This is a genomic window from Streptomyces sp. NBC_01335, assembly GCF_035953295.1.
Taxonomy (GTDB): domain Bacteria; phylum Actinomycetota; class Actinomycetes; order Streptomycetales; family Streptomycetaceae; genus Streptomyces.
Window position 1 is genome coordinate 3,994,752 of the sequence record NZ_CP108370.1, and the last position, 26,069, is coordinate 4,020,820.

The window sequence follows — 26,069 nt, forward strand, 5'->3', positions numbered from 1 at the left end:
CGGCCGCGCGGAGAGAGCCCGTCGTGCGAGGATCGGGGAGCTTCCGCGCAGACCGAGGATTGATGGAAGGCAGACCGTGGCCGAGCAGCTGTACGCCACCCTGAGGACCAGCCAGGGCGACATCGGGATCCGGCTTCTGCCGAACCACGCCCCCAGGACCGTACGGAACTTCGTCGACCTCGCGACCGGCGCCCGTGAGTGGATCCACCCGGCGACGGGCACCCGGTCCGCGGGCCGGCTCTACGACGGCACCGTCTTCCACCGGGTCCTGGAGAACTTCATGATCCAGGGCGGCGATCCGCTGGGGAACGGGACCGGCGGCCCGGGGTACGAGTTCGCGGACGAGTTCCACCCCGATCTCGCGTTCACCCGGCCGTATCTGCTGGCCATGGCGAACGCCGGACCGGGGACGAACGGGTCGCAGTTCTTCGTGACCGTCTCGCCGACCGCCTGGCTCACGGGCAAGCACACGATCTTCGGCGAGGTTCCCGGTGCGGCCTGCCGCAAGGTCGTGGACACGATCGCGTCGCTCCCGGCGAACCCGCGGACGAACCGTCCGTACCAGGACGTCGTGCTGGAGTCCATCCTGGTCGAGCACCGCTGAGCTGTTGACCCGCTGATCCGCTGCCCCTGCCGACCTGCTGGATCACTGACCCGCTGACCGGGCGCCCGCGCGGGATGTTCCGCGCGGGGAACCATCGGGACCGATGGTCCGTACGGTTACATAACGGACCAGGACTGGCAGTGGCAGGACTGGCAGAGACAGGACCGAGAGGTCGGGACGATGGACCAGCAGCAGCCTCCGGCAGACCGCGACCCGTCCGGAGAGGGCGGGGCGACACGGTTCTGCTACCGCCATCCGGATCGCCGGACCGGGATCACCTGTACCCGCTGCGACCGGCCGATCTGCAGCGAGTGCATGATCAGCGCCTCCGTGGGCTTCCACTGCCCGGAGTGCGTACGGAGCGGAGGCGGTACGGGCCACCACCCGGCGGCTTCGCGGCCGCGTACGCTCACCGGCGGCGCGGTGGCGGCCGACCCCCGGCTGGTCACGAAAATCCTGCTCGCGATCAATGTGGCCGTCTTCGCCGCCGTGTGGCTGACCGGCCGGTCGTGGCTGGTCCAGGACCTGATGCTGATCGGCCGCGCCTGGGATCCCCAGCCGTTCCCGGGCGGCTGGACGGGGGTTGCCGAGGGGCAGTGGTACCGGCTGCTCACCTCGATGTTCCTCCACGAGGAGCTGCTGCACATCGCCTTCAACATGCTGGGGCTGTGGTGGCTGGGCGGACCGCTGGAGGCCGCGCTCGGCCGGGTCCGCTTCCTCGCGCTGTATCTGCTGTCGGGGCTGGCGGGCAGCGCGCTCACCTACTGGATCAGCGCGCAGAACCAGGGCTCGCTGGGAGCCTCCGGGGCCGTCTTCGGTCTGCTGGGTGCCACCGTCGTGCTCATGCGGCGGATGAACTACGACCTGCGGCCGGTCCTCGTCATCCTGGCGTTGAACGTGCTCTTCAGCCTGCGGTCGGGTATCGCGTGGCAGGCCCATCTCGGTGGTCTGATCGCCGGCACGCTCATCGCCGTCGCCCTGGTGCACGCACCGCGCGCACGGCGGAACGCGGTGCAGTTCGGAGCCTGTGCGCTGGTGCTCGCGGTGACCGTTGTGATCGTTTTTGCGCGTACGGCTGCACTGACCTGACGGATTCTGTCCACTCCCGGGGTGAAGTTATCCACAGAATGACATCGCGGGGCGACGGAGCGTGGGGTACGTGTGTTCGCGTTGTCGCTGAACAGGGTCTTCTTGCTCGGGGTGGTCACTACAGCCCCCCTGGATGAGGGAGGCTGTAGTCACACCGGCGTCAACTTCGACGTAGGTTATCCACAGATCGTCTGACCTTTTCCCCCGTCTGTGGATAACTCTGTGGGTAACTTCAGGGCAGGGCTTGAGAGGCCCCGCACACGCCCGCGCACACGCCCAGCACACCGTCCGGGCGCGGCCCCCGCGCACCGCTCCGTACACGGCCCGGCACCCCGTGATCGAGGCGGGAGCAGGCACCCGGAAGGCCGGCCGGACTCCGTGCGCGCACGGGTTCCGCCGGTATCTCGGGTGAAGCGGTCCTACAGGGGTCAGGCAGTTGTCGCGCATGCCGCGGGGAAGAGGCGGCAGGAGCGGAGGGTCAGCGGGGTCAGCGGGCTACTTCCACTGGGTGGAGACGGCGAAGCCGCCGCCGATGAGCCCGAAGCCGACCACGATGTTCCAGTTGTGGAGCGCCTCGATGGGGAGCGAGCCGTCGGTCACGTAGAACAGGACGATCCAGGCCAGACCGATGAGGAACAGCCCCAGCATCACCGGAGCGATCCAGCCGCGGTTTCCCAGCTTGATGGTGGTCGCCTGGTTCGCCGCGAGGGGCGTGAAACCGGCCTTCTTGCGGATACGTGACTTCGGCACGAGGAACGCTCCTGTCGATGCGCTGCGTGACCGCGCAGTGATCTTTGGCTGGCGCCCGAGGGCGCTAGGGGGAAGCTGCCTCCCCCGGGCGTCCGTTAGCGTAGTGCTTCCATGGCGCCTGATGAGATAAGGGTACGTTGAGCAATCTCGCGGACTCTCCCGAAGAGGCGGCCCGGCGCACTTCGAAGCGGCCGGTCCGGGTGCTCACCGCTGCCGTCTTCGCGCTCGCCGGTCTGATCTTCGTAACCAGCGCGAACACGGCCAAGGGCACCAATATCCGCAGCGACTCCTCCCTGCTCAAGCTCTCCGACCTCATCGGCGAGCGGAGTGACAAGAACGGGGTGCTGACCGACTCGAACGCGGCCGTGCGCGCGCAGATCGACGCGCTCGTCCAGCGCGACGACGGCAGCACCGAGGCGGAGGACGCCCGGCGCGAGGCGCTGGAGAGGTCGGCCGGGACCACCGCGATCACCGGGAAGTCCGTCAGCGTGACGCTCGACGACGCCCCGCCCGACGCCACCGCGAACCCCGGATACCCGGACCCGCAGCCCAACGACCTGGTGATCCACCAGCAGGACCTGCAGGCCGTCGTCAACGCGCTGTGGGACGGCGGTGCCCAGGGCATCCAGGTCATGGACCAGCGGCTCATCTCCACCAGCGCCGTCCGCTGCGTGGGCAACACCCTGATCCTCCAGGGCCGGGTCTACTCGCCGCCGTACAAGGTCACCGCCGTGGGCGACCCCAACGAGCTCCGCAAGGCGCTGGACGCCTCCACGGCCCTGCAGAACTACCAGCTGTACGTGAAGGCCTACGGCCTCGGCTGGAAGCTCGACGAGGACGACAAGGCGACCCTGCCCGCTTACGCCGGCACGATCGACCTCCACTACGCGCAGCCCGTCGGGTAGCGGCGACGGGAGCCGTACCGGACGGCGGGCTTCCTTCCGCTCGCTGTGGCTTTCCACAGCTGCCCCACGCCCGGGCCACCGACCTTTAGTCTGGTCCCGAACCGAATGGAGGGGCAGCATGTACGGCTGGATCTGGCGGCATCTGCCGGGCAACGCGTGGGTGCGGGGAATCATCTCGCTCGCGCTCGTCCTGGCGGTCGTCTACGCACTGTTCCAGTACGTCTTCCCCTGGGCGGAGCCGCTGCTCCCGTTCGGTGACGTGACGGTGGACGGCCAGAGCGCCGGAGCGGAGGCAGGGCAGTGAGCGCACGCATTCTGGTCGTGGACAACTACGACAGCTTCGTTTTCAACCTCGTGCAGTACCTCTACCAGCTCGGCGCCGAGTGCGAGGTGCTCCGCAACGACGAGGTCACCACCGCCCACGCCCAGGACGGCTTCGACGGGGTCCTGCTCTCGCCCGGCCCCGGCGCCCCCGAACAGGCGGGCGTCTGCATCGACATGGTGCGCCACTGCGCGGCCACGGGTGTTCCGGTCTTCGGGGTCTGCCTCGGCATGCAGGCGATGGCCGTGGCGTACGGCGGAGTGGTGGACCGCGCCCCCGAACTGCTGCACGGCAAGACCTCGCCGGTGACCCACGACGGACAGGGCGTCTTCGCCGGACTGCCGTCCCCCTTCACCGCCACCCGCTACCACTCGCTGGCCGCCGAACCCTCCGCGCTCCCGCCCGAGCTGGAGGTCACGGCGCGGACCGCCGACGGCATCGTCATGGGGCTGCGCCACCGCGATCTCCCGGTCGAGGGTGTGCAGTTCCACCCCGAGTCGGTGCTCACCGAGCACGGCCACCTGATGCTGGCCAACTGGCTCGTCCGGTGCGGCGACGCGGGCGCGGTCGGCAGATCCGCGGGGCTCACGCCGGTGGTGGGCAAGGCCGTCGCGTGACCGCACTCCGTCCCGAGCACGACGCCGGTCAGGAGTACCCGCCGAGGCGCGGGGCGGGCGGTTCGTTCGAGGACGCGGTGGGCCGGATGGCGGATCCGCTGAACGACCCGCTGCCGGGCGGCTACGCCCCGCCCCCGGCCCGCCACGCGGGGGACGGCCCGGTGGAGAGCGCGCCGGGCAGCCCGCCCGCCGAACGGCCGCCCGCGGGCGGCCGCGTCGTGGAGGGCGTGGTCGTGGAGAGCTCGCTGAGAGCTCGTACGGGGCGGCCACGGCCACCGCAGCAGCCTGTGCGGCCCCAGCAGCACCAGAACCCCCAACAGGCCCCGTACGGGCCGCAGGAGGGCCTCCGGCAGCCCGGTGAGCCCGGTGAGTGGTACGACCCCGAGGGCTACCGCCGCGACTGGTACGGCGGACAGGACCCGCAGCCGCCCGCGCCGGGACCGGCCGGGACCACCGGACCGGCCGGGACCACCGGGCCCACCGGGACCACCGGGCCTACCGGTCCGACCCGGCCCACGGCTCCGTCCGGGGCCACCGGACCGGCCGGACCGTCCGGCGGCACCGTCTCCGGCCTCGGTACGCGCGCCGGTGCGGTCGCGGACGAGGCGGCGACCACCCTGCTCCCCCCGCTGGACATGTCGGACCACGGCCAACGCCCGCCGCTGGACGTGTCCGGTCACGGCCAACGCCCGCCGCACGACGAGACCGTGGCCCTGCGGACGGTGCGTCCCGCCCGCGCGGACGGGCCCGGGACCAACGCCCCTCACGCCCCCGACGGCGCCCCCGCCCCGGGTGGACGGGCGGAGCGGCGCAGGGCGGCCAAGGCGGGCGGCCGACGCCGGGCGCCGCAGCCCGCGCCGTCCGGGGGGAGCGGCCCCGGCGCCGGACCGGGGGGCGCGGAGCCCGCCCGGCCGCTGTCGCGGGTGGAGGCCCGCAGGGCGGCCCGAGCGGCCAAGGACAGCCCGGCGGTCGTGGCCAGCCGGGTCGTCGGTGAACTCTTCATATCGCTCGGCGTGTTGATGCTGCTGTTCGTCGCGTACCAGCTCTGGTGGACCAACGTCCGGGCCGACCAGATCGCCGGTCGGGAGACCCACAAGATCCAGGACCAGTGGGCGGCCGGCGAGCGGGACCCCGGGGTCTTCGAGCCCGGTCAGGGCTTCGCGATCATCCACATCCCGAAGCTCGACATCGTCGCGCCCATCGCCGAGGGCACCAGCAAGGAGAAGGTGCTCGACAGGGGCATGGTCGGCCACTACGGCGAGGGCTCGCTGAAGACCGCGATGCCCTCGGCGCCCCAGGGCAACTTCGCGCTGGCCGGACACCGCAACACCCATGGTGAGCCGTTCCGTTACATCAACAAGCTGAGCCCGGGCGACAAGGTCGTGGTCGAGACCCAGGACGCCTACTACACGTACGAGATGACGAAGACGCTGCCGCAGACCTCGCCGTCCAACGTGTCGGTGATCAGTCCGGTGCCTCCCGGGTCCGGATTCACGGGGCCCGGCCGCTACATCACCCTGACGACCTGTACGCCGGAATTCACCAGTACCTACCGCCTGATCGTGTGGGGCAAGATGGTCGACGAGCGGCCTCGGAGCAAGGGCAAGCCCGACGCTCTCCTGGACTGACGACAGCGCGCTCGCGGGCGGAACCCTCCCGGCGGCGGACAACCCCACGACAAGGGACGGTTGCGGTGGTAACGAGGACCGAGCACGAGGCGCGGGCCGACGAACCCGCTCCGCCCCTCGCGGCGGAGCCGGTCCGGCGCCATGTGGTCGCGGCGGCCGTCAGCGTCTTCGGTGAACTCCTCATCACCGCGGGGCTGGTGCTCGGTCTCTTCGTCGTGTACTCCCTGTGGTGGACGAACGTGGTCGCCGACCACGAGGCCGACAAGCAGAGCCACGCCGTCCGCGACGGCTGGAAGGCGGCCACCGGACCGGGAGCGCTGGACATGGAGGGCGGCATCGGCTTCCTGCACGTACCCGCCATGAAGAACGGTGAGGTGCTGGTCAGGAAGGGCACCGACACCTCCATCCTCAACGACGGCGTCGCCGGCTACTACACCGACCCGATCGCGGCCGCGCTGCCGTCCGCGGCCCGGGGGAACTTCACGCTCGCCGCGCACCGGGACGGCCACGGCGCGAAGTTCCACAACATCGACAAGGTGCACACCGGTGACGCGATCGTCTTCGAGACGCAGGACACCTGGTACGTCTACAAGGTGTTCAAGACGCTCCCGGAGACCTCGAAGTACAACGTCGACGTGCTCCAGCAGGTACCGAAGGAGGCCGGCGTCACCAAGCCCGGCCGCTACATCACCCTGACGACCTGCACGCCGGTCTACACCTCGAAGTACCGCTACATCGTCTGGGGCGAGCTGCAGCGCACGGAGAAGATCGACAGCGACCGTACGCCCCCGGCCGAGCTGCGCTGACCGCAGCTCACCGCAGCGGACCGCAGCCGACCGAGGGCGGTTGGGCGCCGGTCCGGCGTGTCACCCGTAGAACATACGAAGGGGCCCGGACCACCGTGAGGTGGTCCGGGCCCCTTCGTCGTGGTGCGCGAGGGACGCGCTCCGGGACCGGATCAGCCGAAGAGGCCGTTTCCGCCGGGCCCGTTGCCGCCGCCGCCCAGCGTCTTCACGTTGACCGCGCTGCCCTTGTCGACCATCTGCCCGGGGCCCGGATCGGCGTTGAAGACCATGGCGTTGTCGTCGGACGAGCCGTCGACGCTGCCGAGCTGCAGGCCGCTCTGGGCGAGCACGGCCTTGGCGGCCGCCAGCGTCTGGTTCCTGATCTCGGGGACGGCCACCTGCTCGGGCTGCGGCGGTCCCTTGGAGACCTTCAGCACGATCTGGACGTCCTTGGCCTGCTCGGTGCTGGCCGCCGGGGACTGCTCGACCACGGTGCCCGCCGGGGACTGGGAGTCGGTCTCCGCCTGCGAGACGTTGGTGAACCCGAGACCGTTCAGCTGGCTCTGGGCCTGCTCGAACGTACGGCCCGACGTCGAGACGTCCGGCATGGAGATGAGCTTCTCCTTGGCGACGGTGATCGTCACCTCGGACTCCTTCTCGGCCTCGGAGCCGCCCTCGGGGCTCTGCTTGGTGACCGTGTCCGGCGTCGCGTCGGACTCCTCGGTCTCCACCTTGACGGTGAATCCCTTGTCCTCGAGGGCCTTGCGGGCGTTGTCCTCGGACTTCTCCGTGACGTCCGGGACCTCGACCTTGGGCGCACCGGAGGAGACGTGGACCGTGACGGTGTCGTGCTTCTGCAGTTCACCGTTGGAGGGGTCCTGGTCGCAGATCTTGCCCTTCTCCTGGTCCTCGCACGGCTTCTCGTCGCCGACCTTGAGGACCAGTTCGGAGTTGTCCGCGAGCCGTTGGGCCTCCGTGACCGTCGATCCGACCATGTTCGGTACTGCGACCGAGCCGGTGGCCTTGGTGTCGGTGAAGACGTATCGGCCGATCAGGATGGCGCCGATCAGGACGAGGACGCCGCCCAGGACGAGGAGGATCGTCGAGGTGTTGCTCTTCTTCTGGTTCTGGCGCCGCCTGCCGGGGCGGTCGTCGTAGCCGTAGCCGCCGTCGTCGGGGTTGAGCGGCGGCATCATCGACGTCTGCGGGCCGCCGGCGTTGTCCGCGGCGCGCAGGGCGGTGGTGGGCTGGTCGCCGCCGTAGCCGCCGTCGTAACCGCCGTAGCCCCCGTATCCCGCGGCGCCCATGGCGGCGGCCGCCGCGACGGGGCGGCCGTCGAGGCAGGCCTCGATGTCGGCGCGCATCTCGTCGGCGGACTGGTAGCGGTAGTCGGGGTCCTTGGTGAGCGCCTTCAGCACGATCGCGTCCATCTCGGGCGTGATCTCGGGGTCGAAGTTGCTCGGCGGCTGCGGTTCCTCGCGGACGTGCTGGTAGGCCACCGCGACGGGCGAGTCCCCGATGAAGGGCGGTCGCACCGCGAGCAGTTCGTACAGCAGGCAGCCGGTGGAGTACAGGTCGGAGCGGGCGTCGACCTGCTCGCCCTTGGCCTGCTCCGGGGAGAGGTACTGGGCGGTGCCGATGACCGCGGCGGTCTGCGTCATCGTCATGCCGGAGTCACCCATCGCACGGGCGATGCCGAAGTCCATGACCTTGACCTGGCCGGTGCGCGTCAGCATGACGTTGGCCGGCTTGATGTCGCGGTGCACGATCTGGGCGCGGTGCGAGTACTCCAGCGCCTGGAGGATGCCGACGGTCATCTCCAGGGTGCGCTCGGGCAGCAGTCTGCGGCCCGAGTGCAGGAGTTCCCGGAGCGTGGAGCCGTCCACGTACTCCATCACGATGTACGGGATCGAGACCCCGTCCACGTAGTCCTCGCCGGTGTCGTAGACAGCGACGATCGCGGGGTGATTGAGCGAGGCCGCGGACTGGGCCTCTCGGCGGAACCGGGCCTGGAAGGACGGATCGCGGGCCAGATCGGCCCGGAGCGTCTTCACGGCTACGGTGCGGCCGAGCCGGGTGTCGTGCGCGAGGTAGACCTCGGCCATGCCACCACGGCCGAGCACCGAGCCCAGCTCGTACCGGCCGCCGAGGCGACGCGGCTCTTCCATCACTGTTCCAGCCCTCTCCGTCAGTCCCGACCGCACCCGTGTGTGGTCCGGCGGTGCGCTGTTCGCGCATACGCTACCGGGCACGCGCGACGCGTTCGGCCCACACCCGTCAGCCGATATCCGACCGGTATCCCGATGTCCGGTATGACGGTCGGGCCTCGGGGCCTTGTCCGGGGCCGTCCCGCCCCTACTTGCTGTCGATGACCGCCTTCATGATGGCCTTCGCGATCGGGGCGGCCAGACCGCCACCGGAGATGTTCTCCCGGTTGGCCTTGCTGTCCGCGACCACGACCGCGACGGCGACCGGGGTGCCCTTGTCGGTCTTCGCGTACGAGATGAACCAGGCGTACGGCTTCTTGCTGTTGTTCAGGCCGTTCTCGGCGGTGCCGGTCTTGCCGCCGACGGTGACGCCGTCGATCTTGGCGGTGGTTCCCGTGCCCTTCTCGACGACGGTCTCCATCATCTGCTGGATCTTCTGGGCGTTCTCCGCCGAGACGGGCCGGCTCATCTCCTTCGGCTCGGCCGTGTCGATGGTGTCCGTGTTCGGCGCCTGCCGGGAGGCGACCATGTACGGCTGCATGAGCTTGCCGTCGTTGGCGATGGCCGAGGCCACCATGGCCATCTGGAGCGGGGTGGCGCGGTTGGAGGCCTGGCCGATGCCGGCCATGGCGCTCTGCGACGGGATGTCCTCGGGGAAGACGCTCTTGTCGGCGCGGACCGGGGTGAAGATCTCCTGGTTGAAGCCGAACTTGTCGGCTTCCTCGATCATCTTCTTGTTGCCGAGGTCGGCGCTCACCTTGCCGAAGACGCTGTTGCAGGACCAGCGCAACGCCTCACGGAGCGAGGCGTTCTCGCAGGGGATGTTGCCCTCGTTCTTGAGCGGGAGCGTGGTTCCGGGGAGTACCCAGGGGAGCGGGGACTTGGTCGGGTCGTCGATGTTGTCGTAGAGACCGTTCTCCAGGGCGGCGGCGGCGGTCACGACCTTGAACGTCGAACCCGGCGGGTAGGTCTCGCGCAGGGCCCGGTTGAGCATGGGCTGGTCCTTGTCCGCGAGGAGCTTCGCGCGGGCCTCGGAGTCCTTCTCGGAGTTGCCGGCGAAGACCGAGGGGTCGTAGGACGGCGTGCTGGCCAGGGCCAGGATGGCGCCGGTCTCCGGGTCGAGCGCGACGGCCGCGCCCTTCTGGTCGCCGAGCCCCTCGAAGGCGGCCTTCTGCGCGGCGCCGTTGAGCGTGGTGACGACGTTGCCGCCCTTCTTCTGGTCCCCGGTGAACATCGACAGGGTGCGGTTGAAGAAGAGCTGGTCGTCGTTGCCCGTGAGGATGCCGTCCTCAAGGTTCTCCAGCTGCGTGGAGTCGAAGGCCTGCGAGGAGTACCCGGTGACGGGGGCCCACATGGGCCCGTCCTTCCAGACCCGCTTGTACTTGAAGTCGCTGCCGTCCGTCTCGACGGAGCCGGTGATGGCCTTGCCGTCGACGATGATGTCGCCGCGCTCGTGGGCGTACCGCTCGATCCGGACGCGGCGGTTCTCGTCGCGCGAGTTCAGCTCGTCGGCGCGGACGTACTGGAGGTAGTTCGTACGGACCAGCAGGGCCAGGATGAGGACCCCGCAGAAGATCGCGATCCGGCGCAGAGGCTTGTTCACGGACGGACCACCTGAGTCATCTCGGCGTCGGGCGAAGGGGCGGGGGCGGGCGCCGGGCGGCGCGCGGTGTCGCTGATCCGGATGAGGATGGCGATCAGCGCCCAGTTGGCGAGCACGGACGAACCGCCGTACGCCAGGAACGGCATCGTCATGCCGCTGAGCGGGATGAGGCCCATCACACCGCCGGCGACGACGAAGACCTGGATGGCGAAGGCGCCGGAGAGACCGACCGCGAGGAGCTTGCCGAACGGGTCGCGGGCGGCGAGCGCGGTACGGATGCCGCGCTCGACGATCAGGCCGTAGACCAGCAGGACGGCCATCATCCCGGCCAGGCCCAGCTCCTCGCCGACGGTGGAGAGGATGAAGTCGGCGTTGGCGGCGAACATGATCAGGTCCGAGTGGCCCTGGCCGAGGCCGGAGCCGAGGGTGCCGCCGGAGCCGAACGACATCAGCGACTGGGCGATCTGGTCGCTCTGCGCCATCGTCTTCTCGGAGAAGGGGGCCAGCCAGGCGTCCACGCGCTGCTGGACGTGTGGCTCGAAGGTCGCGACACCGACCGCGCCCGCCGCGGACATCAGCAGACCGAAGACGATCCAGCTGGTCCGCTCGGTCGCCACGTAGAGCATGACGATGAAGAGGCCGAAGAACAGCAGTGAGGTACCGAGGTCGGTCTCGAAGACCAGGATCAGGATCGACAGCGCCCAGATCGTCAGGATCGGGCCGAGGTCACGGCCGCGGGGGAGGTACATCCCCATGAAGCGCCGGCTCGCCAAGGCCAGCGCGTCGCGCTTCACCATGAGATAGCCGGAGAAGAAGATCGCGATGAAGATCTTCGCGAATTCTCCGGGCTGGATCGAGAACGGACCCAGGCTGATCCAGATCTTCGCGCCGTTGACCTCGGGGAAGAAGATCGGCGTGATCAGCAGGACCAGCGCGACGACCATGGAGATGTACGTGTAGCGCTGGAGGACCCGGTGGTCCTTGAGCACCATCAGCACGGCGACGAAGAAGGCGACGCCGATCGCCGAGTACAGCAGCTGCTTGGGCGCGTCCGGGCTGTACGTGAACCCCATCTGCTTCGCGCGCTGGATCAGCCGCTGCGACTGGTCGAGGCGCCAGATCAGCACCAGCCCCAGGCCGTTGAGCAGGGTGGCCAGCGGCAGCAGCAGCGGATCGGCGTACGGCGCGAACTTGCGCACCACGAGGTGGGCGACGCCGCCGAGCAGGACGAGCCCGGCGCCGTAGCCGAGCATTCCGGACGGCAGCTTGCCGTCGATGGCGAGACCGACGTTGGCGTACGCGAACACCGAGATGGCGATGGCGAACACCATCATCATCAGTTCGGTGTTGCGGCGGCTCGGTGCGTCGATCGCGCCGATGGTGGTCGTGTTGGTGACAACGCTCATGGTGCTGTGGGCCCCCTACGGCCTTACTGCTTACCGCACTGCGGGACCAGCTTCTGCTCTTCCTCCGAGAGGCTGGGGCCGGGAGTGGGGGTCGCTGCGGTCGGCTTCGTCTCCTTGGTGGTCTCCTTGTCGGAGCCCGCTTCGGAGGTCTTGTCGGCGGAAGCGGCGTTGCTCTCCGCGGCCTGCTTCTCGGCCGCTCGGCGCTGAGCGTCCTTCTTGCAGGCGCTGGCCAGGGTCGACAGCTGGTCGACCTTCTTGCGGGCGTCGCTGAGGTTGCCCTCGGCGATCGTCTCCTCGACCTGCTTGCGCTGGTACGGCGGCAGGTACTTGAGTTCGATCTCCGGGTGGTCCTTCTCGACCTTCGAGAGCGAGACCCAGCCGAGGTCCTGGCTGATGCCGCGGAACAGGGCGACGTTCTCGTTCTGGGCACCCACGTAGAACTGCGTCTGCGTCCAGCGGTAGCCGCCGTACAGTCCGCCGCCGACGATCGCCAGGGCGAGCACGCAGTACAGCGACCGCTTGAGCCACCTGCGCCCGCCGGGCTTGACGAAGTCGTCCTCGGTGTACGAGTCGAAGGAGCCGTGCGGGCCGTCGCCGTAACCGGCGTCGCCGCTGCCGGGAGGGCCGAAACCGCCGGCCGGAGGCGGCACGGAGCGGCCGAGGCCGGCCGCGCGTCCCGCCGGGGTCTGCATGGCTCCGCCGTCGCTGAGCTGCGCCTGGTTCTCCGCCACCGCGCCGACGATCACCGGGGTGTCGTTGAGGTGGCCGGCCAGGGTGTCGTTGCTGTCGACGTCCAGGACGTCGGCGACGATGCAGGTGATGTTGTCCGGTCCACCGCCGCGCAGGGCGAGCTGGATGAGCTCCTGGATGGTCTCCTGGGGGCCCTGGTAGCTGGCGAGCGTCTCTTCCATCGTCTGGTGCGAGACGACGCCGGAGAGGCCGTCGGAGCAGATGAGGTAGCGGTCGCCGGCCCGGACCTCGCGGATGGAGAGGTCGGGTTCGACGTGGTCGCCACTGCCCAGGGCGCGCATCAGCAGGGAGCGCTGCGGGTGGGTGGTGGCCTCCTCCTCGGTGATCCGGCCCTCGTCCACCAGCCGCTGCACCCAGGTGTGGTCCTGGGTGATCTGGGTCAGGAGTCCGTCGCGCAGCAGGTACGCGCGGGAGTCGCCGACGTGCACCAGGCCGAGGCGCTGGCCCGTCCAGAGCAGGGCGGTGAGCGTGGTGCCCATGCCCTCCAGCTGGGGGTCCTCCTCGACCATGACGCGGAGCTGGTCGTTGGCACGCTGCACGGCGGTGCCGAGCGACGTGAGGATGTCCGAACCGGGGACGTCGTCGTCGAGCTGGACGAGCGTGGAGATCACCTCGGAGCTGGCGACCTCACCGGCGGCCTGGCCGCCCATGCCGTCGGCGATCGCGAGGAGGCGGGGACCGGCGTAGCCGGAGTCCTCGTTGCCCTCCCGGATCATGCCCTTGTGCGATCCGGCGGCGAAACGCAGGGACAGACTCATGCGCACCTCGCCCGTCGGTTCGGGGTACAGCCGGTCCTGTCGAGCCACACTGCCCACCCTCCGGTCGGGAACCGGGCCGCGTCCTTCGTCAGGACCGCCGCGGCTCGCTCGCTCCGCTCGCTCATTGTCGTACTACTTCCGCAGCTCGATGACGGTCTTGCCGATACGGATCGGCGCACCCAGCGGAACAGGCGTCGGGGTGGTGAGACGGGTCCGGTCGAGATACGTGCCGTTGGTGGACCCGAGATCCTCGACGATCCACTGGCCGTCCCGGTCGGGGTAGATCCTGGCATGCCGACTGGACGCGTAGTCGTCGTCCAGCACGATCGTTGAATCGTGGGCCCGGCCCAGCGTGATGGTCTGGCCCTGGAGCGCGACCGTGGTGCCCGTGAGGGAGCCTTCGGAGACGACCAGTTTGGTGGGTGCGCCGCGGCGCTGACGCGCCGGCTGCTGGCGTTGCTGCGGTGGTGCTGCCGCCTGTTGGCGGGCCTGCTGCGGACGCGTTTCGGTGCCCGTGCGGCGTGAGCCGCGCTGGGTGACGCGCGTTCCGAACAGATCGCTGCGGATGACCTGTACGGCCACGATCACGAACAGCCACAGAACGGCTAGGAAACCTAGCCGCATGACCGTCAGGGTCAGCTCTGACATTGCCCCCGCTTCACCCTTCGGCTTGCCGGTAAACGATGGTGGTACTGCCCACGACGATCCGCGAGCCGTCGCGGAGCGTAGCGCGGGTGGTGTGCTGCCCGTCCACCACGATGCCGTTGGTGGACCCGAGATCCTGGATCGTCGAGGGCGTTCCGGTCCGGATCTCACAGTGCCGGCGCGATACGCCGGGGTCGTCGATCCGCACGTCGGCTTCGGTGCTGCGTCCCAGCACCAGCGTCGGGCGGGAGATCTGATGGCGGGTGCCGTTGATTTCGATCCAGCGCCTGACCTGTGTCTCCGGCAGGGGGCCGGAGGGCACGGGCGGTCGGCGCCGGTCGCTCGCGGGGCCCGCCCCGCGTCCGCCCGCCGGCGGCGGGGCCGCGGGCATCGGAGGGGCTGCGGGGGGCGGGTAGCCGTAGCCGCCGGGGGGCTGCTGCCCCTGCGGGGCCGCGGGCCTGCCCGGTGCCTGGCGCTGGGCGCCGTAGGGGTCGGGGCGTCCGCCGTAGGGCTGGTCGGGCCTGCCCTGAGGTTCGGCGGGGTCCTGCTGCGACGTACTGGACGCGAGGGTGCGGCTGCGTACGCGGTAGAGGCCCGTGTCCAGGTCCTCGGCCTTCTCCAGGTGGACCTTGATCGGCCCCATGAAGGTGTAGCGCTGCTGCTTCGCGTAGTCCCGTACGAGTCCGGACAGCTCGTCGCCGAGCTGTCCGGAGTACGGGCTGAGCCGCTCGTAGTCGGGAGCGCTCAGTTCGACGATGAAGTCGTTGGGGACGACGGTCCGCTCGCGGTTCCAGATCGTCGCGTTGTTGTCGCACTCACGCTGGAGCGCACCCGCGATCTCGACCGGCTGGACCTCGGACTTGAAGACCTTGGCGAAGGTGCCGTTGACCAGACCTTCGAGACGCTGCTCGAAACGCTTCATGACTCCCATGGGGCACCTCCTCCGGTGTCATCGTCCCTGTACTGCTTACTGATCGTATCCACGCCCGGGGAAAACGGCTGGTTCCCCTTGTCTGCCCGGTGGACGAGTGTCCCCCCTCACACGGATCGTAGAGGTGGCCACATCACAGTGTCCCGCACACGGGGTGCACTCGGCAGGAGTGGGGAGAGGGTTCCGCGTTCCCGCTTCCCCTTCGGGAGTCCTCGAAACAACGGATGTGAATCCTCCCCGATCAGCGTGCTAATCTTCCGTTGTCGCCAGGGAGAAGCGCCAAAACGGCGGGACGAACTGGAAGTACCACTCTTGCGCGAGTGGCGGAACGGCAGACGCGCTGGCTTCAGGTGCCAGTGTCCTTAGGGACGTGGGGGTTCAAATCCCCCCTCGCGCACAACGAGTAGCTGGAAACAGCTGCTGGGTTGGTTCGACAGAACCCCCGCACCGGAGAGATCCGGTGCGGGGGTTCTTCGTTGTGTGCGGCGAGGTGTGGCGCGGTCGCCGGCGTGTGGTGGGCGGGACGCAGGGGGCGGGTGCGGTCGGGGTGCTGTGCCCTGTTTCACGTGAAACATCGAGGGGGGCTGTCTTCTCCCGCACCGGTTTCTCTTCTCCGGCACCGGTTTTACTCGCTCTTTGGCCTGTTCAGCGACTTGTCCACAGTCTGGGGCGGTAGTTGTCCACAGGGGCCGACGGTCCAAGGTGAACGGCGGTACGGTCAGGGCCCATTGAGGGCGAACAGGACCGCTGGTGGGCGGGGGAGGCGGTTTCCATGAGTGCGATCGATGTGACGGCGGTCTCGGTTGTGGCGGCGGAGCCGGTGGTCGAGGTGGAGCCGGTGAGCGGGGCAGTGGCGACCGTGGCGGAGGTTCCGGTGGCCGGGGATCCGGCGCCGGCCGCGGCGGCCGGGGTGCCCGGGCCGCGCATTCCGGTCGTCCCGGGTTTCGCGCGGCGGACGGAGGAGTCGTCGCGCAAGGCCGCGGGCCGGGCGCTTCGGGAGCGGGTGGAGCGTGGCGCCCACGCGTCGCTGGTGCTTCCGGCGGGGCGGCCCGACGCGGTGCGGGCGGTCGAGGAGTCGAACAAGGGCCGGGTCGCCGGTCTGACCCCGATACGGGTGGGGCGGATGGCGGCCACCCCCTTCGCGTTCCTGCGCGGTGCGGCGGGACTGATGGCCCACGACCTCACGGGGACGCCCGTCACCGGGGTGGGCGCGCAGCTCTGTGGCGACGCGCACGCGGCCAACTTCGGTCTGTACGGCGATGCGCGCGGCAACCTCGTCATCGACCTCAACGACTTCGACGAGACGGTCTTCGGCCCCTGGGAGTGGGATCTCAAGCGGCTGGCCGCCTCCTTCGTGCTCGCGGGCCGGGCGGCCGGCGCCGACGAGGACACCTGCCGCAAGGGCGCGTACGACGCGGTGGGCGCGTACCGGCGGACCATGCGGCTGCTCGCCCGGCTGCCCGCGCTCGACGCCTGGAACGCCATCGCGGACGAGGCGCTCGTCTCGCACGCGGACGCGCGGGACCTCCTCGGGACGCTGGAGCGGGTATCGGAGAAGGCCCGGAAGAACACGAGCGCCCGGTTCGCGGCCCGGTCCACCGAGGAGTCGGAGGAAGGCGGGCGCCGGTTCGTGGACGCCCGGCCGGTGCTGCGCCGGGTCCCGGACGCGGAGGCGGCGGCGGTCGCGGCGGGTCTGGGCGGCTATCTGGAGACCCTCCCGGAGGACCGGGTGCCGCTGCTCGCCCGCCATGCCATCCACGACGTGGCGTTCCGGGTGGTCGGGACGGGCAGCGTGGGGACCCGTTCGTACGTGGTGCTGCTGCTGGACCACCGGGGGGAGCCGCTGGTGCTCCAGGTGAAGGAGGCCCGGCCGTCGGCGTTGACGCCCCATCTGCCGGCCGTCGGTTTCGACGTTCCGGTGGTGGAGCACGAGGGGCGCAGGGTGGTACTCGGGCAGAAGCGGATGCAGGTCGTCAGCGACCATCTGCTCGGCTGGGCCGAGGTCGAGGGCCGGCCCTACCAGGTGAGGCAGTTCCGGAACCGCAAGGGCAGCGTCGATCCGGCGGCACTCGCCCCGGACGAGGTGGACGACTACGCGCGGATGACCGGGGCGCTGCTCGCGCGGGCCCACGCGCACAGCGCCGATCCGCGCCTGATCGCCGGGTACTGCGGCAAGAACGAGGAGCTGGAGGAGGCGGTGGCGGACTTCGCCGTGACGTACGCGGACCGGACCGAGGCGGACCACGCCGAACTCCTCAGGGCGATCAGGTCCGGCCGCATAGCGGCCGAGCTGGGGGTCTGAGCGTGGGAGCGGCCCCCGCCGGGTCCTCGCCCCACCCGCCGGGGCCATACGCTGGACGGGTGACCGACGAAGCCGCCGGGGTGGACACCACCCGGAACGACGATGACCGGCAGAGCCCCGACCAGGTCCAGGACCTGGGGAGTCCGGGCGGCGAACCCACCGCGGAAGGGGAAGCGTCCGATGCGGGGCCTTCCGGAACGCCTTCTGCGGCTCCTGCCGGAACGACTGCCGGAACCTCTTCCGGAACGCACTCCGAGACCTGTCCCGGAACTCCTTCCGGGGCTTCCGAAGCTTCCTCCGGGGAGGACGCGGTGTCCGGCGCGGAGGAGACCGCCACGCGGCCGGAGGCACGGCTCGCCAAGGCCGTTCAGGCGGCCGAGCAGGCGCTGATCGAGTTCGAGATCGCGGTGGAGACCTTCCGGGTCGAGGTGGAGAACTTCTCCCGGCTGCACCACCAGAAGCTCGGTCCGATGTACGCCCGCCTCGACGAGCTGGACGCGCTCATCGCGGAGGCCACGGCCGCCCGCACCGGTGACCCGGAGGACGCTCGCAAGGCCCGGGAGAAGCGTGCCGCCGTCATGCCGATGCCGGGGGTGGAGGAGCTGTTCCACGGCTGGATGGATTCGGACGGGCTCTACCCCGAGGCCGTCGCCATGCTCACCGAGCAGACGGTTCAGCCGCCGAAGCGGGTTCGGCCCAGCGACGAGGCCCGCAAGCTCTACCGCGAGCTGGCCCGCAAGGCCCACCCCGACCTGGCGCGGGACGAGGCCGACCGGCAGCGGCGGGACGAGTTCATCGCCCGGGTCAACGCGGCGTACGGCCGGGGCGACGTGCCGTTGATGCGGGAGCTCGCCGACGAGTGGGCGGCGGACCCGGTGCGCCCGCCGGTGCTGCTGAGCGAGAGCGAGGAGCTCTACGCCCGGCTGGAGTGGCTCAGCCGGCGCAAGGAACTGCTGACGGTGCTGGCACAGGAGCTGGAGCAGAGCGCGATCGGCTCGATGCTGCGGATGGCGCCGGACGACCCGGACCAGCTGCTGGTGGACATCGCCGACCAGTTGCTGGGCGAGGTGTCCCGGCGGGAAGCGGAGCTCGCGGAGCTGGTGCAGTAGCGTTCCGGTACACGGTGTCGCGTATGCGGTATGCGCGTATGTACGAGAGAAGGCATGACCCATGAATTTCGCCCCGCTGCCCTCGGTGGACGTCGCTGCGGTGCCGTCGGACGGCTTCGTGCTCGACGTCCGTGAGAACGACGAGTGGGCTGCCGGTCATGTCGAGAGCGCCCTGCACATCCCGATGAGCGACTTCGTCGGCCGCTTCGGCGAGCTGACGGAGGCGGCCGAGGACGGCCGCCGCGTGCACGTGATGTGCCGCGTCGGCGGGCGGTCCGCACAGGTCACCCAGTACCTCGTCCAGCAGGGCATCGACGCGGTGAACATCGAGGGCGGCATGCTCGCCTGGGACGGCGCCGGCCGTCCGATGGTCGCGGACGGCGGCGCGTCGCCCTTCGTCCTCTGAGCCGGATCACAACCGACTGACGGCCGACGAGTGACGGCAGGGGCGGGTGGCACACTGCCGACCGCCCCTGCTGCCGTTCCCGCCGCCGGTCTCGGTGCCGGCCGGCGGTCGAAGCCGGTCAGCGATCGAAGTCGATGGCCACTTCGGGGGTGAGCGGGTGCGACTGGCAGGCCAGGACGAAACCCGCGTCGGTCTCCTCCGGTTCCAGCGCGTAGTTCCGGTCCATCCGCACCTCCCCCCGGACGAGGAAGGCACGGCAGGTGCCGCAGACCCCGCCCTTGCAGGCGTAGGGTGCGTCGGCACGCCTGCGGAGCACCGTCTCCAGCAGTGAATCGCCGTGCTCCACCGGCCAGCTGCCCGAACGCCCGTGCAGGGTCGCCGTCAGCGTGGCCTCCGCGGGGACGGCGACCCCGACCGCACCCCCACTGCCCGCCGCGCCTGCCGCGTTCGCCGCGTCCGGAGCGGTAGCCGTCGGGGCGGGGGAGTCCGCCACGTGGAAGATCTCCTGGTGGACACGGCCGCGTTCGACGTCCAGCGCGCGCAAGGCCCGTTGGGCTTCCCGTACCAGTCCGAGCGGTCCGCAGAGGAACCATGCGGCGACCTCCGGCACCGGCAGCAGAGCGGGCAGCAGCGAGGTCAGGCGCTCCCGGTCGAGCCGTCCGGCGGGCAGCCCCGCCGCCTGCTCCTCCCGGGAGAGCGCGGTGACGAGGTGGAAGCGGTCCGGGTACCGGTCCTTGAGGTCGGCCACCTCGTCGAGGAACATCGTCGACGCCACCGTCCGGTCGCTGCGCACGAGGCAGAACCGGGCCAGCGGTTCCCGCGCGAGCAGGGTCGCCGCGATCGACAGGACCGGGGTGATGCCGCTGCCGCCGACCACCGCCGCGAAGAGCCCCGGCCGGGGCTCCAGCGTGAAGCGCCCGGTCGGGGGCATCGCCTCCACCTGGTCGCCGACCGTGAGCTCCTTGAGCGCGTACGTCGAGAAGGTGCCGCCGTCCACCAGGCGGATGCCGACCCGGAGCACCGGCGGGTCCGGTGCGGCCACGGCGGGAGAGCAGAGCGAGTAGGACCGCCTGATCTCCTCGCCGGCCGCTTCGTAGCGCACGTTGAGGTGCTGGCCCGGTACGTGGCGGAAGGTCTCCCGCAGGGCGTCCGGGACCTCGAACGTCACGGCCACCGCGTCGTCCGTGATGCGCTCGACGGCGCCGACCCGGAGCGGATGGAACATCTACAACTCCTTGAAGTGGTCGAAGGGTTCGCGGCAGTCGGCGCACCGGCGCAGCGCCTTGCAGGCGGTGGAGGAGAACCTGCTGAGCAGTTCGGTGCGGGTCGAGCCGCAGTGCGGGCAGCGCACGGCGAGGGCGAGCGGCACCGCCCCGTCGGGGTCGTGTACGGGGCGCGGGGGCGCTATCCCGGAGGCGGCGAGCTTGCGGCGGCCCTCCGCGCTGATGTCGTCCGTGGACCAGGCCGGAGTCAGCACGGTGACCACCGAGACCTGGGCCATTCCGCGTTCGTGCAGGGCGCGTTCGATGTCGTGGGCCATGGTCTCCACGGCGGGGCAGCCGGTGTACGTCGGCGTGAGGGTGACGGTGACACGGTCGGGTCCCTCCACCCGCACACCGCGCAGGACGCCGAGCTCTTCGAGGGTCACCACCGGCAGCTCCGGGTCCGGTACGGCTCCGGCGACGGCGCGCAGCTCCTCCTCCAGCGGGGTCGTGGTCACCATGTCGCCCCCGGGTGGCTGCGGTGGAGGTGCTGCATCTCGGCGATCATCCGCCCGAAGGGCTCGGTGTGCAGCCCCTGGCGGCCGGCGCCCGCCGTCCAGGCGCCGCTCCTCGGGCCGGTGGGCAGGGAGAGGGTGGCGCGCTCGACCACGTCCGTGACCGAGGCCAGCCAGTCGTCGCCGAGGGCTTCCCAGTCGATGTCGACGCCTTCGACGGGCTGGACGAGCTCACCGGTGAACTTCCATAGCCCGTCGAGTCCTTCGCGCATCCGCCGGTGGCTCTCCTCGGTGCCGTCGCCGAGGCGCAGGGTCCACTGATCGGCGTGGTCCTGGTGGTAGGCGACCTCCTTCACGGCCTTCGCCGCCAGCGGCCGGAACGCGCTCGTGCCGGCCGCCAGCCGCTCGTACAGGAGGCGCTGGTAGACGGAGAAGTAGAGCTGGCGGGCGATGGTGCGGGCGAAGTCGCCGTTCTCCTGCTCGACCAACTGTGTGTTGCGGAAGGCGCGTTCTTCGCGGAGGTAGGCGAGTTCGTCCTCGTCTCCCACGAGGGAGAGGAGCACGCGGGCCTGGCCGAGGAGGTCCAGCGCGATGTTGGCGAGGGCGACCTCCTCCTCCAGCACCGGGGCGTGACCGGCCCACTCCCCCAGCCGGTGCGACAGCACCAGCGCGTCGTCTCCCAGTGCGAGGGCGCCTGCCAGGAGTCCGGGCGGCGGGGAAGTCGCGGTGCCGGGCGCAGCGCCGTGCGGGGCGGCGGTCACAGGTGCTTCACCCCTTCCGGGATCTCGTAGAAGGTGGGGTGGCGGTAGGGCTTGTCGGCGGCCGGTTCGAAGAAGGAGTCCTTCTCGTCGGGGGACGAGGCGGTGACCGCGGTGGAGGGCACCACCCAGATCGAGACGCCCTCCGCGCGGCGGGTGTAGAGGTCGCGGGCGTTGCGCAGGGCCATGGTGGCGTCGGGGGCGTGCAGGCTGCCCGCGTGGGTGTGGGAGAGCCCTCGGCGGGAGCGGACGAACACCTCCCACAGCGGCCAGTCGGTCGGGCTGCTCATGCCGTCGCCTCCTCGTTCCGGACCGGGGTGGTGGGTGCTTCCGTCGCGGTGCCCGCACCGGGGGAGGGTGCGGACGGGGACTGCTGGGAGGACGCCTGCGGGGGCGGAGCCTGCGAGAACTCGGGCCGCGCGTGCTTCGTGGCGTGCGCGGCGGCGGCGTCGCGGACCCAGGCGCCCGCTTCGTGGGCGTCGCGGCGCTGGGCGAGCCGCTGGTCGTTGCACGGGCCGTTGCCCTTGAGCACCTCCTGGAACTCCGTCCAGTCGATGGCGCCGAAGTCGTGGCGGCCCCGGGCGTCGTTCCACCGGAGGTCGGGATCGGGGAGGGTGAGACCGAGGGCCTCGGCCTGGGGCACGCAGATGTCCACGAACCGCTGCCGGAGCTCGTCGTTGGAGTGGCGCTTGATCTTCCAGGCCATCGACTGCGCGGAGTGCGCGGACGCGTCGTCCGGCGGGCCGAACATCATCAGCGACGGCCACCACCAGCGGTCCACCGCGTCCTGCGCCATCGCGTGCTGGGCCGGTGTGCCCCGGCTCAGCGCCAGCAGGAGTTCGTACCCCTGGCGCTGGTGGAAGGACTCCTCCTTGCAGATGCGGACCATCGCGCGGGCGTACGGGCCGTAGGAGCAGCGGCAGAGCGGCACCTGGTTGGTGATGGCGGCGCCGTCCACCAGCCAGCCGATCGCGCCCACGTCCGCCCAGGTCAGCGTCGGGTAGTTGAAGATCGACGAGTACCTCTGGCGGCCGGCGTGCAGCTTGTCGAGCAGCTCCGCCCGGCTGGTGCCCAGGGTTTCCGCGGCGCTGTAGAGGTACAGGCCGTGGCCCGCCTCGTCCTGCACCTTGGCCATCAGGATGGCTTTGCGGCGCAGGGAGGGGGCGCGGGTGATCCAGTTGGCCTCGGGCTGCATCCCGATGATCTCGGAGTGCGCGTGCTGGGCCATCTGGCGGACCAGCGAGGCGCGGTACGCGTCCGGCATCCAGTCGCGGGGTTCGATGCGCTCGTCCGCCGCCACGGTGGCGTCGAACGCCGCCGCGCGGCCGTCCTCCCCCGCTGCGGCGGCGTCCGCACCTTCCGGTGACTGCCGACCTGCGGTCACTGTCGCCATGACCACTCCGTCCCGACCGATCGTTCGGTTCATCGACTTCAATGGTCGGTCGGCGGACCGTAGGGTGTCAACCCTGTGGATGGCCGAGGGATGATCGACGACGATCGGGGCGGTATGGAATCGGATCACAGGGGGCGCTCGGAACGTCGGTCGGCGGCCGGTGAGAGCGAGGGATCGGACGAGGTACGCGCGGACGCGGCGCCCGAGGAGGCGCCGGGACTCTCCACGGAGCGCACGGAGCGGCCCGGTGGGCCTGCCGTCGAGGAGCCGGCCGCCGGTGAATCCTCCGAAGGGGAGCCAGCCGGAGGGAAGTCCACCGTCGGGGAGTCCACCGTCGGGGAGTCCGCCGAAGGGGAGACCTCTGAAGGGAAGTCCGCAGAGGGGGAGCCCGAGGGGCGGGTTTCCGCGTCCTGGCCTCCCGGGACCGACGGGCATGAGTCCGCGCCGGGGCCCGGTGGGCCCGACGCGGCCCGCGACCACGACGGGGACACCGCCGCTTCCGGCACCGCGCCGCACGCCCCGGGCGAGGAGGGCGACCGGCACGGCGCGGTGGCTGCCGGGCGCGGGGGCGGTGACGACGGTACGGGCGGAACCGGTGCGGCGTCCTGGGCGCTGTCCGGCGCGGCCCCGGGCCCGGCGCGGGTCGGGATGGCCGGGCTGTCGACCGGGTACCGGGTCGTCGCGGGGCTGGTGATGGTCGGCGTCGGGCTGCTCGCCAGCGTGCACCTGGGCATGGTCTTCCTGCACGTCGCACCGTCGAACACGCTCTCCAAGGAGCATGCGGAGACCGTCAACAAGTGGATCTATCCGGAGTTCGAGCAGAACTGGAAGCTCTTCGCTCCGAATCCGCTCCAGCAGAACATCTCCGTGCACGTCCGGGCGGAGGTCGTCCGCGCCGACGGGGACCACAGCACCACCCGCTGGATGAGCCTCACCGCGGAGGACGCCGCGGCGATCCGGAGCAACCCGCTGCCCAGCCACGCCGACCAGAACGAGCTGCGCAGGGCCTGGGACTTCTTCGTCAACAGCCATGACGACAAGAACCGTTCGACCGGAACGCGCGGCGTGCTCGCCGAGGCCTATCTGCGGCGCATCGTGATGCTCCGCCTGGAAGGGCACGACTACGGCGGGACCGTCGAACGCATCCAGCTGCGTTCGTCGTCGCGCCGGGTCGCGGCGCCCCCGTGGAGCACCGAGAAGATCAGCACCCGTCCGATGTACCACGAGCTCGGGTGGTGGAACGTGTCCACCGACGATCTGCCCGAAGGCAGCGCGGCGGCCCGGGCGGCAGCGCCGTCCGGCGAGGAGGCCGACCAGTGAGCACCGCCCCCACGGCGCCTGTCGCCGGCCCCGTCGGCCCCACCGGCCCCCGTTGGCCCTCGGGGCCGATCGGCCGTTCCGTCCAGCGGATCACCGCGTCCGCTCTCGGCCCGTACCAGAGCGCCGTGATCCGGATCGGGTTCACCGCCACGTATCTGCTGTTCCTGCTGCGGGAAGTGCCGCACCGGCAGGAGCTCTACGGGCCGGACGGCCCCTGGCAGTGGGAGCTGGCGCACCGGCTGATATCCGACAACCACGCCTTCACCGTCCTGATGTGGTCGGACAGCTCCGCGTGGTTCGAGGCGGTCTACGCGCTCACCCTCGCGGCGGCCTTCTGCACGATGATCGGGTGGCGCACCCGGACGATGTCCGTCCTGTTCATGGTCGGGGTCCTCTCGATCCAGAACCGCAACATCTTCATGGGCGACGGCGGCGACAACGTCGTCCATCTGATGGCGATCTACCTCGTGCTGACCCGCTGCGCCCAGGTCTGGTCGCTCGACGCGCGGCGGGCCGCACGGAACGCGGCGCGGCGGGCGCAGGGCCTGCGGCCGGCCCGGGACGTCGTCGGTCCGGTGCTCTGGTCGGTGCTGGGAGCGGTACTGGTGGTCGCCACGGTGGAGGACGGCCTCGGCGGCACCCGGTGGCTGCCGAAGCTGTTGTGGGTGCTCTGGGTGGGGGCCGCCGCCCAGTGGATCACGAACCGGAACGCGCCGGACGGGGAGGACCGGGTGCTGCTCGACGTGGTGGCCAACCTCGCCCACAACGCGGCCCTCGTGGTGATCATGGCCGAGGTCTGCCTGATCTACGCCACTGCGGGCTGGTACAAGATCCAGGGCTCGCGCTGGCAGGACGGCACCGCGCTGTACTACCCGCTCAAGCTCGACTACTTCACTCCGTGGCCCGAGCTCTCGAACCTGCTCGCGGGCAGCGCGGTGATGGTGATGGTGGTGACGTACGCGACGGTGATCGTGCAGGTGGCGTTCCCGTTCACGCTCTTCAACCGGCGGGTCAAGAACGTCCTGCTCGTCGTGATGATGGGCGAGCACGCGGGGATCGCGGTCCTGCTGGGCCTGCCCTTCTTCTCGATGGCGATGATCTCGGCGGACGCCGTCTTCCTGCCCACCGTCTTCCTGGTGTGGCTCGGCGGCCGGGTCGGCGCCGGCCGGGACCGGCTGCTGGCCCGGGTCGGCAGCCGTACGGGCGCCGCCCGCGTGCCCGGCCCGCGAGGGCCCGCCGGGGCCGGGGCGGCCGGACCGGGCGGGGAGGCCCCGCAGCGTCCCGCCGACGGGGGCCATACGCTCGTCGGGTGAGCAGTGAGACCGGCAGTACAGAGGAATGCGGGCCCTTCGTGGCCGAGGGGGCCGATCCGGCCGCGGAACCGGCGCAGTACGACGACGGGTTCGGGGACGGGATCGGTGTCGGACCGCACCCGTCCCCCTGGCCGGAGGGTGAGCGGTACGACCCCGAGCTGCTGGCGGGCGGCGACCGCCGCAACGTGGTGGACGAGTACCGCTACTGGACCCGTGAGGCGATCGTCGCCGACCTGGACCTGCGGCGCCACGACTTCCACGTGGCGGTCGAGAACTGGGGCCACGACTTCAACATCGGCTCGGTCGTCCGCACCGCGAACGCCTTCCTCGCGAAGGAGATCCACATCGTCGGCCGGCGGCGCTGGAACCGGCGCGGTGCCATGGTCACCGACCGCTACCAGCATGTGCGCCACCACCCCGACACCGCGGACCTGACCGCCTGGGCGGCGGCGGAGGGGCTGCCGATCATCGGGATCGACAACCTCCCCGGGGCCGTACCGCTGGAGCGGACCGTGCTGCCCCGGCGCTGTGTGCTGCTCTTCGGCCAGGAGGGTCCGGGCCTCACGGAGGAGGCCAGGGCCCACGCCTCGATGGTCTGCTCGATCGCGCAGTTCGGTTCGACGCGGTCGATCAACGCGGGGGCGGCCGCCGCCGTCGCCATGCACGCGTGGATCCAGCGGTACGCGGACGTGCCGGACCCCTCGGCCTGACGCCGGGCACCGTACGAAAGGACCTCGGGCCCGGCGTCCTC

Annotated in this window: 25 protein-coding genes and 1 tRNA gene; 14 read left to right on the plus strand and 12 right to left on the minus strand. The window is 70.7% G+C overall.

Going from position 1 to position 26,069, the window contains the following annotated elements:
- The first annotated feature begins 76 nt into the window (after positions 1–76).
- Both OG599_RS17105 and OG599_RS17110 read left to right on the plus strand, forming a co-directional pair.
- Positions 77–604, plus strand: a complete 528-nt coding sequence (locus OG599_RS17105) for a peptidylprolyl isomerase (protein ID WP_327176831.1) — start codon at positions 77–79, stop codon at positions 602–604.
- Positions 605–784: 180 nt separating this feature from the next.
- The gene (locus tag OG599_RS17110) at positions 785–1,693 is read left to right on the plus strand and encodes a rhomboid family intramembrane serine protease (protein ID WP_327176832.1); all 909 of its coding nucleotides are present in this window, start codon (positions 785–787) and stop codon (positions 1,691–1,693) included.
- 495 nt (positions 1,694–2,188) lie between these two features.
- Here OG599_RS17110 and crgA read toward each other — a convergent pair whose 3' ends face one another.
- Positions 2,189–2,443, minus strand: coding sequence for a cell division protein CrgA (crgA, locus tag OG599_RS17115; RefSeq protein ID WP_327176833.1), 255 nt, complete (start codon positions 2,441–2,443; stop codon positions 2,189–2,191).
- 137 nt (positions 2,444–2,580) lie between these two features.
- Here crgA and OG599_RS17120 point away from each other — a divergent pair, with 137 nt between their 5' ends.
- The 5 genes from OG599_RS17120 (at position 2,581) to OG599_RS17140 (ending at position 6,721) form a co-directional block, all read left to right on the plus strand.
- On the plus strand, positions 2,581–3,348 hold the full coding sequence (locus OG599_RS17120; protein ID WP_327176834.1) for a DUF881 domain-containing protein: 768 nt from the start codon (positions 2,581–2,583) through the stop codon (positions 3,346–3,348).
- A 118-nt stretch (positions 3,349–3,466) separates the two neighbouring features.
- Complete coding sequence (locus tag OG599_RS17125; RefSeq protein ID WP_327176835.1) at positions 3,467–3,652, plus strand: hypothetical protein; 186 nt, start codon at positions 3,467–3,469, stop codon at positions 3,650–3,652.
- On the plus strand, positions 3,649–4,287 hold the full coding sequence (locus OG599_RS17130) for an aminodeoxychorismate/anthranilate synthase component II (RefSeq protein WP_327176836.1): 639 nt from the start codon (positions 3,649–3,651) through the stop codon (positions 4,285–4,287). The genes OG599_RS17125 and OG599_RS17130 overlap by 4 nt, the downstream gene beginning before the upstream one ends.
- Positions 4,284–5,915: a class E sortase gene (locus tag OG599_RS17135; RefSeq protein WP_327176837.1), complete on the plus strand. Its 1,632-nt coding sequence runs from the start codon at positions 4,284–4,286 to the stop codon at positions 5,913–5,915. Before OG599_RS17130 ends, OG599_RS17135 begins: the two co-directional genes overlap by 4 nt.
- Before the next feature lie 65 nt (positions 5,916–5,980).
- Positions 5,981–6,721, plus strand: coding sequence for a class E sortase (locus tag OG599_RS17140; RefSeq protein ID WP_327176838.1), 741 nt, complete (start codon positions 5,981–5,983; stop codon positions 6,719–6,721).
- 152 nt (positions 6,722–6,873) lie between these two features.
- Here the strand turns inward: OG599_RS17140 and pknB are convergent, their stop codons facing one another.
- The 6 genes from pknB to OG599_RS17170 all read right to left on the minus strand — a co-directional run bounded on the left by pknB (position 6,874) and on the right by OG599_RS17170 (position 15,000).
- On the minus strand, positions 6,874–8,868 hold the full coding sequence (gene pknB, locus OG599_RS17145) for a Stk1 family PASTA domain-containing Ser/Thr kinase (RefSeq protein ID WP_327176839.1): 1,995 nt from the start codon (positions 8,866–8,868) through the stop codon (positions 6,874–6,876).
- A 187-nt stretch (positions 8,869–9,055) separates the two neighbouring features.
- A complete protein-coding gene (locus OG599_RS17150; protein WP_327176840.1) occupies positions 9,056–10,510 on the minus strand; it encodes a peptidoglycan D,D-transpeptidase FtsI family protein in 1,455 nt (484 codons plus the stop codon).
- Positions 10,507–11,916 carry an FtsW/RodA/SpoVE family cell cycle protein gene (locus tag OG599_RS17155; protein WP_327176841.1) on the minus strand — a complete coding sequence of 470 codons (1,410 nt, stop codon included), beginning with the start codon at positions 11,914–11,916 and terminating at the stop codon, positions 10,507–10,509. Before OG599_RS17155 ends, OG599_RS17150 begins: the two co-directional genes overlap by 4 nt.
- Positions 11,917–11,939: 23 nt before the next feature.
- Positions 11,940–13,424 carry a Stp1/IreP family PP2C-type Ser/Thr phosphatase gene (locus tag OG599_RS17160; RefSeq protein WP_327176842.1) on the minus strand — a complete coding sequence of 495 codons (1,485 nt, stop codon included), beginning with the start codon at positions 13,422–13,424 and terminating at the stop codon, positions 11,940–11,942.
- A gap of 132 nt (positions 13,425–13,556) precedes the next feature.
- Entirely contained in the window at positions 13,557–14,072 is a 516-nt protein-coding gene (locus tag OG599_RS17165) for an FHA domain-containing protein FhaB/FipA (RefSeq protein WP_266706652.1), read from the minus strand.
- A 10-nt stretch (positions 14,073–14,082) separates the two neighbouring features.
- Complete coding sequence (locus OG599_RS17170) at positions 14,083–15,000, minus strand: DUF3662 and FHA domain-containing protein (protein WP_327176843.1); 918 nt, start codon at positions 14,998–15,000, stop codon at positions 14,083–14,085.
- Between the two features lie 314 nt (positions 15,001–15,314).
- Between OG599_RS17170 and OG599_RS17175 the strand changes: the two genes are divergently transcribed.
- From OG599_RS17175 to OG599_RS17190, 4 genes are all read left to right on the plus strand, one after another.
- Positions 15,315–15,397, plus strand: a tRNA-Leu gene (locus OG599_RS17175).
- A 375-nt stretch (positions 15,398–15,772) separates the two neighbouring features.
- Positions 15,773–17,302 carry a DUF2252 domain-containing protein gene (locus tag OG599_RS17180; RefSeq protein ID WP_327176844.1) on the plus strand — a complete coding sequence of 510 codons (1,530 nt, stop codon included), beginning with the start codon at positions 15,773–15,775 and terminating at the stop codon, positions 17,300–17,302.
- A 59-nt stretch (positions 17,303–17,361) separates the two neighbouring features.
- Positions 17,362–18,411, plus strand: coding sequence for a J domain-containing protein (locus OG599_RS17185; protein WP_327176845.1), 1,050 nt, complete (start codon positions 17,362–17,364; stop codon positions 18,409–18,411).
- A 61-nt stretch (positions 18,412–18,472) separates the two neighbouring features.
- On the plus strand, positions 18,473–18,817 hold the full coding sequence (locus OG599_RS17190) for a rhodanese-like domain-containing protein (protein WP_327176846.1): 345 nt from the start codon (positions 18,473–18,475) through the stop codon (positions 18,815–18,817).
- Between the two features lie 118 nt (positions 18,818–18,935).
- Here OG599_RS17190 and OG599_RS17195 read toward each other — a convergent pair whose 3' ends face one another.
- From OG599_RS17195 to paaA, 5 genes are read right to left on the minus strand one after another with little or no spacing between them, the layout of a single operon-like run.
- Positions 18,936–20,042: a 2Fe-2S iron-sulfur cluster-binding protein gene (locus OG599_RS17195; protein ID WP_327176847.1), complete on the minus strand. Its 1,107-nt coding sequence runs from the start codon at positions 20,040–20,042 to the stop codon at positions 18,936–18,938.
- Positions 20,043–20,540: a 1,2-phenylacetyl-CoA epoxidase subunit PaaD gene (paaD, locus tag OG599_RS17200; RefSeq protein ID WP_327176848.1), complete on the minus strand. Its 498-nt coding sequence runs from the start codon at positions 20,538–20,540 to the stop codon at positions 20,043–20,045.
- Entirely contained in the window at positions 20,534–21,235 is a 702-nt protein-coding gene (paaC, locus tag OG599_RS17205; protein ID WP_327180069.1) for a 1,2-phenylacetyl-CoA epoxidase subunit PaaC, read from the minus strand. Before paaC ends, paaD begins: the two co-directional genes overlap by 7 nt.
- A gap of 56 nt (positions 21,236–21,291) precedes the next feature.
- On the minus strand, positions 21,292–21,582 hold the full coding sequence (gene paaB, locus OG599_RS17210; RefSeq protein ID WP_327176849.1) for a 1,2-phenylacetyl-CoA epoxidase subunit PaaB: 291 nt from the start codon (positions 21,580–21,582) through the stop codon (positions 21,292–21,294).
- Entirely contained in the window at positions 21,579–22,685 is a 1,107-nt protein-coding gene (gene paaA / locus OG599_RS17215) for a 1,2-phenylacetyl-CoA epoxidase subunit PaaA (RefSeq protein ID WP_327176850.1), read from the minus strand. The genes paaB and paaA overlap by 4 nt, the downstream gene beginning before the upstream one ends.
- 114 nt (positions 22,686–22,799) lie before the next feature.
- Between paaA and OG599_RS35470 the strand changes: the two genes are divergently transcribed.
- The 3 genes from OG599_RS35470 to OG599_RS17230 are packed head-to-tail and all read left to right on the plus strand — an operon-like array spanning position 22,800 to position 26,028.
- Entirely contained in the window at positions 22,800–24,005 is a 1,206-nt protein-coding gene (locus tag OG599_RS35470) for a DUF5819 family protein (protein ID WP_442809442.1), read from the plus strand.
- The gene (locus OG599_RS17225; protein WP_442809443.1) at positions 24,002–25,318 is read left to right on the plus strand and encodes an HTTM domain-containing protein; all 1,317 of its coding nucleotides are present in this window, start codon (positions 24,002–24,004) and stop codon (positions 25,316–25,318) included. Before OG599_RS35470 ends, OG599_RS17225 begins: the two co-directional genes overlap by 4 nt.
- On the plus strand, positions 25,315–26,028 hold the full coding sequence (locus OG599_RS17230; protein ID WP_327176851.1) for a TrmH family RNA methyltransferase: 714 nt from the start codon (positions 25,315–25,317) through the stop codon (positions 26,026–26,028). Before OG599_RS17225 ends, OG599_RS17230 begins: the two co-directional genes overlap by 4 nt.
- The last annotated feature ends 41 nt before the right edge of the window (positions 26,029–26,069 follow it).

Bases quoted from the DNA above. Each gene is read 5' to 3' on its own strand.
- OG599_RS17180 (WP_327176844.1), top strand. From the start codon at position 15,773: ATGAGTGCGATCGATGTGACGGCGGTCTCGGTTGTGGCGGCGGAGCCG.
- OG599_RS17165 (WP_266706652.1), bottom strand. From the start codon at position 14,072: ATGTCAGAGCTGACCCTGACGGTCATGCGGCTAGGTTTCCTAGCCGTT.
- OG599_RS17125 (WP_327176835.1), top strand. From the start codon at position 3,467: ATGTACGGCTGGATCTGGCGGCATCTGCCGGGCAACGCGTGGGTGCGG.
- paaD (WP_327176848.1), bottom strand. From the start codon at position 20,540: ATGGTGACCACGACCCCGCTGGAGGAGGAGCTGCGCGCCGTCGCCGGA.
- OG599_RS17160 (WP_327176842.1), bottom strand. From the start codon at position 13,424: ATGAGTCTGTCCCTGCGTTTCGCCGCCGGATCGCACAAGGGCATGATC.
- paaA (WP_327176850.1), bottom strand. From the start codon at position 22,685: ATGGCGACAGTGACCGCAGGTCGGCAGTCACCGGAAGGTGCGGACGCC.
- OG599_RS17195 (WP_327176847.1), bottom strand. From the start codon at position 20,042: ATGTTCCATCCGCTCCGGGTCGGCGCCGTCGAGCGCATCACGGACGAC.
- OG599_RS17155 (WP_327176841.1), bottom strand. From the start codon at position 11,916: ATGAGCGTTGTCACCAACACGACCACCATCGGCGCGATCGACGCACCG.
- pknB (WP_327176839.1), bottom strand. From the start codon at position 8,868: ATGGAAGAGCCGCGTCGCCTCGGCGGCCGGTACGAGCTGGGCTCGGTG.
- OG599_RS17170 (WP_327176843.1), bottom strand. From the start codon at position 15,000: ATGGGAGTCATGAAGCGTTTCGAGCAGCGTCTCGAAGGTCTGGTCAAC.
- OG599_RS17110 (WP_327176832.1), top strand. From the start codon at position 785: ATGGACCAGCAGCAGCCTCCGGCAGACCGCGACCCGTCCGGAGAGGGC.
- paaB (WP_327176849.1), bottom strand. From the start codon at position 21,582: ATGAGCAGCCCGACCGACTGGCCGCTGTGGGAGGTGTTCGTCCGCTCC.
- OG599_RS17190 (WP_327176846.1), top strand. From the start codon at position 18,473: ATGAATTTCGCCCCGCTGCCCTCGGTGGACGTCGCTGCGGTGCCGTCG.
- OG599_RS35470 (WP_442809442.1), top strand. From the start codon at position 22,800: ATGGAATCGGATCACAGGGGGCGCTCGGAACGTCGGTCGGCGGCCGGT.